This window comes from Bradyrhizobium sp. F1.4.3, from assembly GCF_040548375.1.
Classification (GTDB): Bacteria; Pseudomonadota; Alphaproteobacteria; order Rhizobiales; family Xanthobacteraceae; genus Bradyrhizobium.
The window spans coordinates 1480348-1493284 of sequence record NZ_JBEPRN010000001.1; the positions used below are offsets into that span (position 1 = coordinate 1480348).

General features: G+C 64.7%; 13 protein-coding genes. 5 read left to right on the forward strand and 8 right to left on the reverse strand.

What is annotated here, in order from left to right; all coding sequences use genetic code 11:
• Window positions 1–9 precede the first annotated feature (9 nt).
• From pdxR to ABIB73_RS07180, 3 genes are all read right to left on the reverse strand, one after another.
• Complete coding sequence (pdxR, locus tag ABIB73_RS07170) at window positions 10–1509, reverse strand: MocR-like pyridoxine biosynthesis transcription factor PdxR (protein ID WP_354222409.1); 1500 nt, start codon at window positions 1507–1509, stop codon at window positions 10–12.
• A 284-nt stretch (window positions 1510–1793) separates the two neighbouring features.
• On the reverse strand, window positions 1794–2555 hold the full coding sequence (locus ABIB73_RS07175) for a hypothetical protein (protein ID WP_354222411.1): 762 nt from the start codon (window positions 2553–2555) through the stop codon (window positions 1794–1796).
• 15 nt (window positions 2556–2570) lie between these two features.
• On the reverse strand, window positions 2571–2759 hold the full coding sequence (locus ABIB73_RS07180; protein ID WP_354222413.1) for a hypothetical protein: 189 nt from the start codon (window positions 2757–2759) through the stop codon (window positions 2571–2573).
• Window positions 2760–3010: 251 nt separating this feature from the next.
• Between ABIB73_RS07180 and ABIB73_RS07185 the strand changes: the two genes are divergently transcribed.
• Window positions 3011–3988 (forward strand): DUF2336 domain-containing protein, encoded by a 978-nt coding sequence (locus tag ABIB73_RS07185; RefSeq protein ID WP_354222415.1) that lies wholly within the window; start codon window positions 3011–3013, stop codon window positions 3986–3988.
• Here ABIB73_RS07185 and ABIB73_RS07190 read toward each other — a convergent pair.
• The 3 genes from ABIB73_RS07190 to ABIB73_RS07200 all read right to left on the reverse strand — a co-directional run bounded on the left by ABIB73_RS07190 (window position 3985) and on the right by ABIB73_RS07200 (window position 7005).
• A complete protein-coding gene (locus ABIB73_RS07190; protein ID WP_354222417.1) occupies window positions 3985–4329 on the reverse strand; it encodes a DUF1491 family protein in 345 nt (114 codons plus the stop codon). The two genes, ABIB73_RS07185 and ABIB73_RS07190, sit on opposite strands and share 4 nt — an antisense overlap.
• Before the next feature lie 71 nt (window positions 4330–4400).
• On the reverse strand, window positions 4401–5120 hold the full coding sequence (locus ABIB73_RS07195; RefSeq protein ID WP_354222419.1) for a peptidoglycan-binding domain-containing protein: 720 nt from the start codon (window positions 5118–5120) through the stop codon (window positions 4401–4403).
• Window positions 5113–7005 (reverse strand): ATP-binding protein, encoded by a 1893-nt coding sequence (locus ABIB73_RS07200; protein ID WP_354222420.1) that lies wholly within the window; start codon window positions 7003–7005, stop codon window positions 5113–5115. Before ABIB73_RS07200 ends, ABIB73_RS07195 begins: the two co-directional genes overlap by 8 nt.
• Before the next feature lie 386 nt (window positions 7006–7391).
• On the opposite strand from ABIB73_RS07200, the gene ABIB73_RS07205 reads away from it, so the two are divergent.
• On the forward strand, window positions 7392–7817 hold the full coding sequence (locus tag ABIB73_RS07205; RefSeq protein ID WP_354222422.1) for a DUF5330 domain-containing protein: 426 nt from the start codon (window positions 7392–7394) through the stop codon (window positions 7815–7817).
• A 67-nt stretch (window positions 7818–7884) separates the two neighbouring features.
• Entirely contained in the window at window positions 7885–8313 is a 429-nt protein-coding gene (locus ABIB73_RS07210) for a SufE family protein (RefSeq protein ID WP_354222424.1), read from the forward strand.
• Window positions 8314–8316: 3 nt separating this feature from the next.
• Here ABIB73_RS07210 and ABIB73_RS07215 read toward each other — a convergent pair whose 3' ends face one another.
• A complete protein-coding gene (locus tag ABIB73_RS07215) occupies window positions 8317–8730 on the reverse strand; it encodes a Ros/MucR family transcriptional regulator (RefSeq protein WP_354222426.1) in 414 nt (137 codons plus the stop codon).
• Between the two features lie 251 nt (window positions 8731–8981).
• Window positions 8982–9827, reverse strand: coding sequence for a DUF308 domain-containing protein (locus ABIB73_RS07220; protein ID WP_354222427.1), 846 nt, complete (start codon window positions 9825–9827; stop codon window positions 8982–8984).
• 313 nt (window positions 9828–10140) lie between these two features.
• Here ABIB73_RS07220 and ABIB73_RS07225 point away from each other — a divergent pair, with 313 nt between their 5' ends.
• Entirely contained in the window at window positions 10141–11790 is a 1650-nt protein-coding gene (locus tag ABIB73_RS07225; RefSeq protein ID WP_354222429.1) for a glycosyltransferase family 39 protein, read from the forward strand.
• 183 nt (window positions 11791–11973) lie between these two features.
• Entirely contained in the window at window positions 11974–12753 is a 780-nt protein-coding gene (locus tag ABIB73_RS07230) for a class II aldolase/adducin family protein (RefSeq protein WP_354222431.1), read from the forward strand.
• Window positions 12754–12937 lie beyond the last annotated feature (184 nt).

The following is a 12937-nucleotide window of genomic DNA, read 5'->3' on the forward strand; positions in this document are numbered from 1 at the left end:
TGCCAGTTCTCAGGCTTTATTCTGGTCCAGTTTCCGCCGCCGGGGCACGACGTCGTCGACGGCCTGGACGAGAAGCTTGCAGCCCCGCTCGATCTGACGCACGTCGAGCGCCGCGAAGCCCATCACGAGACCGACGACCTCCGCACGGCGGCGGCGCCCCTGCCCGCGTCGGTCGAACAGCGCCGAGACGGGATAGATGCCGACGCCTTTCGACCGAGCGGTCTCGATCAACACTGTTTCGTTTTCGCGGGTCAGATCGCGAAACCACGCCACGACGTGCAAGCCGGCATCCGCGCCGTCGATCCGGATCCGATCGCCAAACCAGTGGTGCAAGGCATCGAGCAGGGCCTGCCGGCGCTCGGCGTTGCGCCGGCGGACGCGCCTGACATGGCGCTCGTAGGCGCCGCTCTCCAGCATCGTGGCGAGCGCCTCCTGCTCAATCTGAGGCGTGTGCCGATCCATGGTCTGCTTGGCCGCGCTGAACAAGGATCGCAATCCGGCGGGCACCACCAAATAGCCGATCCTCAATGTCGGCGACAACGTCTTGGACACGGTGCCGAGATAGACGACGTTCCCACTGCCCTCCAGCGCATGAAGAGGCGGGACTGGTTTGGTGTCGTAGCGATACTCACTGTCGTAATCGTCCTCGATCACATAGGCATCTGCGCGTGCTGCCCAGACGAGCAATTGATGCCGGCGTCCTATTGGCAGAACCCCGCCCAGCGGATATTGATGCGACGGCGTCACATAGGCGAGCCGGGCTTCGACCGCCGCAAGGCGCTCGGTTTCCAGACCGTCTTTGTCGACCGGAATCGGCACCGCGATGGCACCGGTGGCCGAGAAGGCGTGCCGCGCCATCAGGTAGCCCGGATCTTCCATGACGAAGCGGTCGCCGGCATCGAGCAGCAGCCGCGCGCACAGGTCGAGCCCCTGCTGCGATCCGTTCACGATGACGATCTGGTCGACATCGCAGCGTACGCGCCGCGAACGCCAGAGATAGCCCTGGAGCGCCGTCCGGAGCCGCAGTGACCCGCAAGGGTTTTCATAGGCCAATCGCTCGGGCCGCCGGTTCAGCGCCGAGACCATGGCCCTCTTCCAGGCGAGTATCGGGAAGTCCGCCGGCGACAAGTCGCCGTATCTGAAGTTTGCAAGGAGGCCGCGCGGCGGTTCGGTCCAGCGGGGCAGGTCTTGTCGCAGTCGCTCGCCAAATCTTGAAAGCCGCAGATTGCGCGATGACGGCCTGGATACGGCGCGGACCCGCCCACGCTCGACGGCGGCACCGGCAACACGTGGCCGCGCGCCATGGCGGACCTCGATGAAGCCTTCCGCCGCGAGCTGCTCATAGGCGACCGTCACTGTGGTGCGCGAGACGCCGAGCTCGCCGGCAAGGGCACGGGACGACGGCAGCAGGCCGTCAACGCCGTACACCCGCTCCATGATCTGGTCCTTGAGGGTTTGGTAGATTTGCCGGGCTCCCATGCGTCCGGCGCGGCGCCTTGTCTGGACCATTCGATATCCGCAGAAACGGTTGATCTCCTATGCCAGTGTGATGCGAAGCGGATCGAAAACCAAGTGGCTCGTGTCGACAAGTGGCTCGTGTCGAAATGGCGGAGTTCACCGACAGAGTCCGCTTTGGCGGCTATAGCGAAATGAAATGGGCTGGCTCCTGGCTATAGCGGCCGCATTTCTCGTCGTTCAATCGCGGCCTTGATGATCTGGGGGCGCGCTTCGGCGCACGCGAGCGCGGCCCCGGCGCAGGCGCGGAGATATCTTTGTTGTGCGATTAGCGGCGGTCAGCCCTTCGAGATGACCGGGCGCTGGTACACCGGCTGGGCCGCGACCGGCGGATTGGCGGTCTGGGCTGCGAGCTCGCCGATCAGGCGATCGGCGTCGGCGGCCATGCCGTCGGGCGCCTGGATCACCAGCCGCTCCAGCGCCCAGCGATAGGACGAGACGCGCTGCTCGAGCGATTGCTGCACCCACTGGATGATCAGCGAGTTCTCCTGCATGCGCTCAACGGCGTCGGCCTTTTCCTGTGGCGAAAGCGCGGAGACGCGCGCCATGCTGGCGTCGCGCTTCTTGTCGAGATCGATGACGCGGATCGCACAGCCGAAGAACGGCTCGAACCGGGTGATATCGTTGCGCACGTCCTCGATCAGCTGCGCATAGCGCGAGGAATGCGAGCGATGCGGCTCGTCGATGAGCGTGCGCCCGTACATGGTGCGGTCGAACACGATGTTCTGGTGCCAGGGCGACGGCAAGGCCTTGTAGTCGCCGAACACGCTCTTCCAGGCCGGCCGGGACAGCGGCGGCTCGATGATGGGATAGGCGAGGTCGCGCAGCTGGCGCTCTTGGTCGGTCAATTGGAATTGCGACGGTCTCAGACCGATGCTGGAGGTGACTTCAGCGCCGAGCCAGCGATGCATGTCGTCGCTGCGCATGTCCGCGCGGGTGCGGCCGAAATCGCCGCCGCTACAGGCGGCGAGCGTCGCACCCGACAGCGCGAGCAGGACGGCTGATGTGACAGGTCGAATCTGGCGGATGGTTCCCGGCATTGCAAAAGCCGGACGTTAGCGGCGACGACGACGGCGCCCCGGCGCTGTGCCCGCTTCCGGCCCACGATCGCCGCTGGTTTCATCCGCCTCGCGCTCGATGCGGATCGCGGGAAGGATCAGAATCGTTCCCATGTCCGCGCGCGGTACGACGTCCCCCGACGAGCCCACCCGGCGACCGGCCGGAAATTCAATGATGGTCCCCATGTCAGCTCTCTCAATTGCCGCGCGACCGAAAGCGCCGCTGCAACATGGGATCATTAAGATCAGTTCATGGTTAACGGGGTGTAAACGTGGCGTTCGGACCGTAACCGCACGGGGCGCGCCGGAATTCCCGTTGCGGCACGGTAACGGCCCAAATTGCGGGTCCCCCTTCACACCTCGTTTTCCTTAACGAGCCTTTAAAGGAGCCCCTGATAGGCTGAGGCAACAGTCTTTTCCGAGTTGCGTACGCCTCCATGACCAAGTCGCTGTTTCCCGGATTTGACGGACTGATGACACTCTCCCGTCGCGAGGGCGTCGATGTTCGTCCGACGCTGCTGCGCGTCCTGACCGACCTTTATGTCCAGGCAAGCACCCACAACGCCGACGAACAGCGGCAATTTGTCGAGCTCGCCACGCGGCTGATCGACCAGGTCGACGACGCGACGCGCGCGGCCGTCAAGGCGCGGCTCGCAATCTATCCGTCGACGCCCATCCCGATCCTGCAGAAGCTCGGACTGGTCGCGGCGCAAGAAGGCCGCAGGGTGCCGCTCGCGCGCGAAATCCCGCGTGCTGCGCCCGCCCTCTCACCTGCCCGCACGCCGACCGACGCCGAGCAGCGCATGGCCGCCAATATGGCGATGCAGCCGAAGGAAGCCGCCGAGATCCACGACATGTTCTTCGGCGCCGATGCGAGCCAGCGCGCGCTGATCCTGCACAACCTGTCGCAGACGCCGCTAAAGGCCGCGCCGCGCATCCCGACCGTGCGCGCCAAGCGCGCGATCCAGATCCTGGAGATGGCGGCAATCGCCAACGATTTCGAGAATTTCACCTTCGAGCTCGGCGACAGCCTGATCCTGCCTTCGCGCGTGGCGGCGCAGATCGTCGACGATCCTGGCGGCGAGGCGCTCGCGGTCGCCGCGCGTGCGCTCGACATGCCGAGCCCCAACTTCCAGCGCATCCTGCTGTTCTTCAAGGCGGACATCGGCACGTCCGTGGATGCGGTCTACCGGTTGTCGCGGCTCTATGACCGCCTCAGCGACCGCTCGGCGCTGGTGATGCTGGCTGCCTGGCGCGGCTCGACGCTCGCCGTCACGCGCGCCAAGTATCAGTCGTCGCTGCACGACAGCGAACGCCAGCGCGCACGCGGCGCATCCAGCCAGTCGCGGCCAAACGTACAGCCGGGCTCGGCGCCTGGGGTGCTGACGGGCACCGACGGATCGTCGGATCGCTAGGTCTTCGCCAGTTCCAGGAAGTGCCGCCCCGCGCGGTCCTCGGTCTCGACAATCCAGGCATCCGGGTCGAAGCGGATTTCCTTGGTCAGGCGCTCTTCGACAGCAGGCTCAGGCATCGGCTGCGGCGCAAGCGGCACGAAGAAGCGATCGACCGGCCGGCCGTCGTCATAGACGGTCTGCGGCGCCGGCACGTAGAGCATCGCATTGCCGTCGAGCAGCGCGACCTTGACGAACACCGCACCCGCTTCCTCGGCGCCACGACGACGCACGGCACCGAACACGCCCTCAGTCTGGCACCGGCGCAAGTACGCCGCGACCCATATGTTTGATTTCAATCGCATGACGCGCACGATAGGCCAGTGCCGGGATCAGCACCAGCCTGCGAGCACCGGCCCTGGCGCAAGCGTGACGATTATTCGACGGGATGGCCGATCGCGGCACCGAGCTCGCGCAACAGCCGCTCGGACACCTGGCCTGTGACGGCCATCTTGTGCTCACGCTCGAACTTCTGGATCGCCGACTGGGTCTCGCCGCTCATCGTGCCCGTGACCTTCAACTGGCCGTAGCCATATTCGGACAGCGCGCGCTGCACGCCGGCAAGGCGACGTGCCGCCGGGCTTTGCTGCACCGGAATGGGCGCCGGCGGGCGCGCGATGGCGACCGAAGGCGGCGTCGGCGTCGATGTCGCGGCCTTGACCAGATTGGTCATTGGATCGCCCGAACGCGGCGTCGATGCGGTCGACTCGACGGGCTTCTCCGGCGCCTTCTCGGCCGCTCTCTCCGCAGGTTTGGGCTCAACGCGAAACTCCGTCGCCTTCGGCTCGAGCGGCGAGGTATCGGCCCCGACGGGGCGCGGGCGCGGTATGGGATTCGACAGCGGCATGGACGACGGCGCGGGGAGATTGATCACAGTGCCGAACATCGGCGCCGGATGCCGGCCGGTCTGGAAGAACAGTGCATTGGCAACGATCGCGCTGACGGCGGCGACGGCGACGAAGCCGGCCAGTGTGTCCTTGGGGCTGTGCAAGAGAACGCGCATCACGAGATTGCGCTCGGTCTCGACATCCACGACCGCCGCCTTGGCGCCACGGCGGCGCGGAGCGGCTTCGACCTTTGCAGACTTTCTAGGCACTTTTCTTCACCAGAGCAGGTTGGTCCTGAAGTTCATGACGCAGCACCGGCGTCAGCGTCGCGATCTTGCTCTCCGCCGGCTTCTTGTCAGACGCTTTGGCCTGCGGCGGCGTATAGACGAGCGGCAGCTTGACGGTGACGGCGGTGCCCTCGCCGAGCTTGCTTTGTACCGTCAATTCGCCGAGATGCAACGCCACGAGGCTCTTCACGATCGAAAGCCCGAGGCCGGTGCCTTCGTGACGACGTTGATAGGTCTTGCCGGCCTGGAAGAACGGCGAGCCGATACGCTTGAGATCGTCCGGCGCGATGCCGACGCCGGTGTCGCTGATGCGCAGCGTGAGCTGCGAGGCGGATGCGGCGGCTGTCACTGTGACCTGACCGCCGCGCTCGGTGAACTTGACGGCGTTGGCGACGAGGTTGAGCACGATCTGCTTGAAGGCGCGCGGATCGCCGGTCATCACCGGTAGATCCTGCGGCGCATCGGTGATGAGATCGATGCCATTCTCGCGCGCTTTCAGCGCCAGCAGGTTGCAGCAATGCATCAGCGAGGCGCGCGGCGCGAATGGCTCCGACGCAATCTCGAAATTGCCCGATTCCATCTTCGACATATCCAGGATGCCATTGACGACCGACAAGAGATGCTGGCCGGAATCGTTGATGAGCTGGGCATATTCCCTGCGCTGGGCTGCCCCTAGCATCAAGGTCTGCTCCTGCGCGATCATCTCGGAGAAGCCGATGATGGCGTTGAGCGGCGTGCGCAATTCATGGCTCATGGTGGCGAGGAAGCGCGTCTTGGCGGCGTCGGCCGCCTCCGCCCCGCTGCGGGCCTGATCGAGCGCCTGCTCCCCAAGCTTGCGATCGGTGACGTCGCGCATCACGGCGACGACTTCGGCCTCTGCTGCGACATCTCGATCAAGATGCTGGCGACCCAGATCCTGTTCGAGCGGACGGCAGCGCATCTCGACCCAGATGAAATCGGCTTGAAAACCGGCTTGGCGGCGCTCGGGACCGGCCTTCTCCTGCCGCAGCCGGAACTCGACACTGCGCACGTCGCCGCGCGCGGCGTCCGACAGTGCAGTGAGATAAGCCGGACGATCAGCGACATGAACGCGGTCGAACAGGCCATGGCCGAGCAATCGGACAACCGGCATGCCAAGCATGGCCTCCACCGCCGGCGAGATGAATTGCACCGCGCCGTTGCGCTGATGCCGCGAAATCACGTCGCTCATGTTGCGCGCCAGCAGACGGTAGCGTTCCTCTTCGCGCGACAGGAGGTTGACAGTGGTGCGCGCGAGCGACTCGGCGCCGAAGGCGACGCCTGCAGCGTAGAGCGTCGCCGAGGCCACGCCGAACGCCATCAGCAGGCCGCGTTGCGCGGCGCTGGTATCTGCGGGCTGCAACCAGCCGAGCTGGCTGACGAGGATCAGGATTCCGGCGCAGGACAATGCAAGCAGCGAGGCAAAAGCTGCGACGCGGCGCGAGGCCGACAGCGCGGCTTCGAGGGGCACCACCACCAGCCAGATCGCCGCAAATGATTCGATGCCACCGGTCGTGCCTGCGACCGCCATGATCAGGCCGGCCAGCGCCAGCGACGACAGCACATGAGCGCCTTCGTAACGTCCAGTGCGCGACAGGAACCAGGACAACAGGATCGGCGCGATCAGCCACGCGAAGGCCGCGACCTCGATCGCGCTCGGCGCGCCGCGCATGGCGAGATAGACCGGAAATGCGGCAAAGGCGGCCAAGCTTCCCAGAAGCCGCGGCGCCATGAAGGCACGATGACGCGCTCGCGTCAGCGCATCGTAACGCGCGGAGGGATGCAGCAGCGCATCGAGACAATCGCGGATGATACTCAGAACTGTCACGGGTCTCGCGCTTCGGCTCATTCATCATTGAAGACGTGGCGGAACGCCTCCTTATCGTTGAGCCAACGTGTCAGAGCGACCTTAAACGAGTGCTAAGGCGGCCCGGCCTGCGGCCTGACACCGCGGCATCACGGAGATTTTTAGGCGATTTGGCGATGTCATCAGCGGGGATGGTGAACACAGGGTTTCGCCTTCCCTCTCATGGTTTCGAATTGGTGGATGCGCGGGACCGGAAGGTCACAGGCACGGACGTCAATCGAAAATTTACGAGAACTGCATTCCCGAAGATTTTTGCGTAAATTTTCCGCGAATTAAGCGGAAGGCAATCACTTGCGATTTATCGAGAGATGCTAGGTCGGACGCCCCGCGGGAATCGCCGTGGCGGGATCTAACATACAGGTCGCAAGATGCGCTTTCTGCTTCGCATCACATTCTGGCTCGGGCTGGTGCTGGTGCTCCTGCCGCGGGACAAGACGCCCGAATCGGGGAAGCTGCCGCAGATCGGCGCTGCCGATGCGGTGCAGGCTGCGACCGCGGCAGTCTCCGACATGACCCAGTTCTGCAAGCGCCAGCCTGCGGCCTGCGAGGTCGGCGGACAGGCCGCGACCATCATCGGCCAGCGGGCGCAGGACGGCGCGAAGAAAATCTACCAGATCATCAACGACAAGAAGGAACTGATCACCAACGAGAAGAACGACAAGAAGGCGCCCGACCACACCGGCTCGATCGAAGTCGCCGGTGAAGGCGATGCGGCCACAAGCGAGACGCCGCGCGACACCCTGACCCAGGACGACCTCGCGCTGGAGTGGCGCGGTCCGGTGCGAGCGAATTAGGGCTCAAATCCTATCGATTTCGCGGCCTTGCGTCCCTATATTGGCCTGAACGGGAACACGGGCCATCATGACGACAATCGACGAAATCAGGGACAATTTCGAGCTTCTGGACGAGTGGGACGACCGCTACCGGTACGTCATCGAACTCGGCCGCACCCTGGAACCGATGCCCGAGGCGGAACACTCCGCCGCCAACAAGGTGCAGGGCTGCGTCAGCCAGGTCTGGCTCGCCAAGCATGTCGACCGCGGCAACGGCGCACCGCGCCTGAGATACCTTGGCGACAGCGACGCCCATATCGTGCGTGGGCTGGTCGCGATCGTGCTCTCGCTCTATTCCGGCCGTACGCCGCAGGAGATCCTCGCGACCGACGCGATTGCCGTGTTCGACGAGTTCGGCTTTCGCGACCATCTGACGCCGCAGCGCTCCAACGGTCTGCGCTCGATGGTCGAACGTATCAAGGTCGATGCGAAAGAGGCGCTCGCCGAAGCTTCTTGAAGGCTACTTCCGCTTCCGCTGCTGCTGTCCCAGCCCCATCTTCTTCGCCAGCTGCGAGCGTGCCACCGCATAATTCGGCGCGACCATGGGATAGTCGGCCGGCAGGCCCCATTTCTCGCGATATTGCTCGGGCGTCATGTTGTACTGGGTGCGCAGATGGCGCTTCAGCGACTTGAAGCGCTTGCCGTCCTCCAGACACACCAGATAATCCGGCGCGATCGACTTCTTCAGCGAGACCGCCGGCTTCGCCGGCTCGAGCGGCGCCTCCACGCGGCCCGAGGATACCCGCGTCAAAGCGCCATGCACCTGGCTGATCAGGTTCGGAATCTCGGCGGCCGGCGTCGGGTTGTTGCTGAGATAGGCCGACACGATATTCGCCGTCAGCTCGATGAAATTTTTGCCCGCGGCATCGGACATGGGCTCGACCTCTCTCCAATTTGGCTCCGTCGCGCTGTATTGGCGAAGGCGAAGTATTTTCTGTCAACAATACGTTTGGCTGAAATACGACGACTAGTGAATATGCGCCGATTACGACTATCGGAACAAGAATGGCGACGCTTTACTTGAACGCGCAGTCCTAAAGCGCGATGAGATCGTCATCGCGCTTTAGGTTGTTGTTTGAACATGATCTTTTCGGAAAACCGCTGCACACTTTTCCGGATCATGCTCTAGGACCGCTGATCGAGATGGGCGCGCAGTTCGTCGATCGAGGCAAAGCGCATCATGCCCTCCGGCATCTGCGCCTCGATCGAGCCGTCGGAATAAAGCGAATAGGCCATGCCGTCGACGACGCCGGATTTGAGCACGCTCACCGGCGGCTGCTCCGCAGGCGACGGCTCGGGTGCAGGCTGAGGTGCGGCGGGCTCGAAGGTCGCTGGTGAGCGCGGCGGCGGGCGACGCGCCGCGGGCGGCTCCGACGGCCGCATGCGGTCCGGCCTCGGCCAAGCGTCGTCGAAGCTCGCGGGCGGAGCCTCAGGCGCGGCAGGGACTGCGGACTCGGCGTGGACTGGGTGCGGCCCCTCGGCAGCCTTCGCCTCGGCACGCTCGCGCTCCTTGCGCGAGCTCGAGGCGAACAGCAGGTTGCGCCGGCGCGGTGCTTCCGGAGCTGCCGGAGCTTGCGGCTCTTCGGGCTCCTCGACCCGCGGGCGATCGCGTGCAGGCGCTTCGCCCTGCCATGGCGGCGCTGCGGGAGATGACTGCAGCTCGCCCCTCATCGCCGGAGCAGCCGGCGGTTCCGGTGCGAGCGCGCCGGGCATCGCGAGGCCGGGCGGCAGTACGGGCCGGACCCGTACCTCCGCCGGCGCGGTCGATCCGGCCAGCCGCCGGGCAATTCCCTTCAGTTCCGTGGCCACGACATAGAGGCCGGCCAGTAACATTCCGGAGCAGACGCCGATGGTGCCGGAGATTATGAGGGTGCTGCCGAGGCTGAAATCCCTGATGGTGTAGCCAAAAAGGACCGCAGCGAGACCCGCCACCACGGCGACGATCCCTGCGATCAGCAATACCAAGATCATCGAACTCACCCCCGGCCGCGCATCCACACGCGACACCCGTTACGCCACGATACCGTCATACGGTGTTCCTCGCCAACGGCCAATTGTCGGCTGCGTTCCTAAAGGGAAGGAAATCAGGGACTTATTCACATTCCCTTCAGCTACGGCTCGCTACTTCTGGTGGGCTCTCGAGTTTACCGGATTTGCTGCGTCGCATCAGGAATTTAGCCATAATGCCCAATTACTTGGTAATGGAACTGCGCTATAGGGATTCCGGGGAGCAGGCCCGCGCGCACCAGCAGGGCCAAGAGGGGATTCCGGGTCACCAATAGCCATGACATCCATCACGACTTCGGCGATCGACACGCCTCTCCGGCGCTCGGTTGAACGGACTTGCGACGACCTTGCCATGCTGGTGCTGGCTGCGGTCGCCGTGATCGCAGGCTTGACCTTCCGCGACTACGGGCTCGGCTGGGACGATTACACCCATGCCGAATATGCCGACCTGTTGCTGCGCATGTTCGGTTCCGGCTTCAGGGACACCGCGGCGCTTTCCTTCGCCAACCTCTATATGTATGGCGGCGGCTTCGACATGGTCGCAGCCCTCCTGCACAAGATTCTCCCGCTCGAGCTGTTCGAGACGCGCCGTCTGCTCGGCGCGATCGTCGGCGTGATCGGGCTTGCCGTGACGTGGCGGCTCGGCCGCAGGACCGGCGGACCCCTTGCCGGTCTTGCCGCACTCCTGCTGCTCGCGCTGTGCCCGATCTTCTACGGCCACATGTTCATGAACCCGAAGGATGCGCCGTTCGCGGTGGCGATGATCATCCTGATGCTGGGCCTGGTCCGACTTGCAGAAGAATATCCAAAACCCTCGCCGCGCACGATCCTGATCGTCGGCCTCGGTGCCGGCCTGTCGATCGGCTGCCGCATTCTCGGCGGACTCGCACTGGTCTACGCCATGATCGGCTTCATGCCGTTGTTCCTGGAGGAACTGCGCACCGAGGGCGCGCGCGAGGCGGTCCGTCGTTTCGCCCATGTCGTCTATGTGCTGCTGCCTGGCCTCGCGTTCGGCTACCTCGTGATGGGCCTGATCTGGCCGTGGTCGATCATGGAGCCCGGCAATCCCTTCGAGGCTTTGACCTACTTCTCGCACTTCTTCGAGAAGCCCTGGAAAGAAATGTTCGACGGCGCGATCGTGTCCGTGCCCGACATGCCCTGGTCCTATCTGCCGACGCTGTTCGCGCTTCAGCTGCCCGAAGTGATGCTGGTACTGATGGCCGGCGCCGTGATCGGCACCTTCACCCTACTGCCGCGCCGCGAGGTTCCGGCCCGCCGCAAGACCATCCTCTTGATGCTGACGCTCGCAGCGACCCTGCCGCTCGCGATCGCGATGGTGAAGCGGCCCGCGCTCTACAACGGCATCCGCCATTTCGTCTTCGTTATCCCGCCGATGGCTGTGCTCGGCGGCGTTGCCTTAGCCTGGGCCATGGAACGCCTGCGCGCCAATCATCGCGCCTGGCAGCCGGTCGTGCTCGCCACTTTCTGCTTCGGCCTGGCGCTGCCGCTCGCCGAGATGATCCGGCTGCATCCCTATCAATACACCCACTTCAACCATATCGCCGGCACCGTGCGCGCCGCCGACGACCGCTTCATGCTGGACTATTGGGGCCTGGCGCTGAAGCAGGCCTCCGACGAACTGCGCGAGCAGCTCGTCGAGCGCCAGGAAGTGCCGCCGCGCAACCGCAAATGGAAGGTCGCCGTGTGCGGTCCGCAGCGCCCGGCCCAGGTCGCGCTCGGCCCCGACTTCACCATCGGCTGGGATTCCAATGCGGCCGATTTCGCCATGACCCTCGGCGAGTTCTACTGCAAGGGCCTCACCGCGCCGGTACTCGTCGAGATCAAGCGCGACGATGTGGTGTTCGCCCGCGTCTACGACATCCGCGGCCGCAGCATTTCCAGCCTGCTGTCGATCCCGGCGCCGTAATATTCTTCTCCTGCCTTGTCGCCCGGATGGAGCTCCGCGAAATCCGGGACCTTTGGCACGGCCCCGCATTTCGCTTCGCTCCATGCGGGCTACGCTGAACTGCCGCGCTTCGTGCGCCTTGCTGCCAGCCCCTCGCAGGACTAGGCTCCGTCCCCGAAACAACGATGTTCGGAGAGATGAGCCATGTCGCCAGCGGAAGCCCGCCTGAAGGAAGTACCGTCGAATATGACGGAGGCCGAGTGGCAGCAACGGATCAATCTCGCCGCCTGCTATCGTCTCGTCGCGCTGTACGGCTGGGACGATCTGGTCGACACCCACATCTCCGCGCGCGTGCCCGGCCCCGACCATCACTTCCTCATCAACCCCTACGGGCTGATGTTCGACGAGATCACTGCCTCGAGCCTGGTCAAGGTCGACCTGCACGGCAACCAACTCAGCGAGAGCGAATACAGCATCAACCCGGCAGGGTTCACCATCCACTCGGCGATCCACGAGGTGCGCGAGGACGCAATCTGCGTGCTGCATCTCCACACCCTCGACGGCACCGCGGTGTCGAGCAGCGCCGAGGGCCTGTTGCCGCTGAACCAGACGGCGCAGCTCGTTACCCACGACCTCGCCTGCCACGACTATGAAGGCATCGCGCTCGATCATGACGAGCGGCCGCGGCTTCAGAAGGACCTCGGCGACCACAACCACATGCTCCTGCGCAACCACGGCACGCTGACGGTCGGCCGCTCGGTCGCCTCCGCCTTCGAGCGCATGTATCACCTCGAGCGCGCCTGCTCGATGCAAGTGCGCACGCGCGCGCTAGGCACGCCGGTCTACCCGGTCGACGATGTCGCGATCGACAAGAACACAGAGCTGCTCGCCAACCGCGACCGCGCCGAGCTGCGCGCCACCAACCTGGTGTGGCCGCCGCTGCTGCGCAAGCTCGACCGCGAGCTTCCTGGCTACCGGACTTGAGATTTCAGGGATTTGGTGTAGGGTAGTTCTCAACACCCTCTGCACGTCTTGGAATGAAACGCCGCCCAATTCCGGGCGGCGTTTTTGTTTGGTGCATCTTCGTAGGGTGGGCAAGGCGAAGCGTGCCCCCGTCTTCTGTCGCAATCCTGGAGAGAGGGTGGGCACGGCGCTTCGCGCCTTGCCC

Bases quoted from the DNA above. Each gene is read 5' to 3' on its own strand.
- ABIB73_RS07175 (WP_354222411.1), bottom strand. From the start codon at position 2,555: ATGCCGGGAACCATCCGCCAGATTCGACCTGTCACATCAGCCGTCCTG.
- ABIB73_RS07180 (WP_354222413.1), bottom strand. From the start codon at position 2,759: ATGGGGACCATCATTGAATTTCCGGCCGGTCGCCGGGTGGGCTCGTCG.
- ABIB73_RS07225 (WP_354222429.1), top strand. From the start codon at position 10,141: ATGACATCCATCACGACTTCGGCGATCGACACGCCTCTCCGGCGCTCG.
- ABIB73_RS07185 (WP_354222415.1), top strand. From the start codon at position 3,011: ATGACCAAGTCGCTGTTTCCCGGATTTGACGGACTGATGACACTCTCC.
- ABIB73_RS07190 (WP_354222417.1), bottom strand. From the start codon at position 4,329: ATGCGATTGAAATCAAACATATGGGTCGCGGCGTACTTGCGCCGGTGC.
- ABIB73_RS07205 (WP_354222422.1), top strand. From the start codon at position 7,392: ATGCGCTTTCTGCTTCGCATCACATTCTGGCTCGGGCTGGTGCTGGTG.
- ABIB73_RS07215 (WP_354222426.1), bottom strand. From the start codon at position 8,730: ATGTCCGATGCCGCGGGCAAAAATTTCATCGAGCTGACGGCGAATATC.
- ABIB73_RS07220 (WP_354222427.1), bottom strand. From the start codon at position 9,827: ATGATCTTGGTATTGCTGATCGCAGGGATCGTCGCCGTGGTGGCGGGT.
- ABIB73_RS07230 (WP_354222431.1), top strand. From the start codon at position 11,974: ATGTCGCCAGCGGAAGCCCGCCTGAAGGAAGTACCGTCGAATATGACG.
- ABIB73_RS07210 (WP_354222424.1), top strand. From the start codon at position 7,885: ATGACGACAATCGACGAAATCAGGGACAATTTCGAGCTTCTGGACGAG.
- ABIB73_RS07200 (WP_354222420.1), bottom strand. From the start codon at position 7,005: ATGAGCCGAAGCGCGAGACCCGTGACAGTTCTGAGTATCATCCGCGAT.
- pdxR (WP_354222409.1), bottom strand. From the start codon at position 1,509: ATGGTCCAGACAAGGCGCCGCGCCGGACGCATGGGAGCCCGGCAAATC.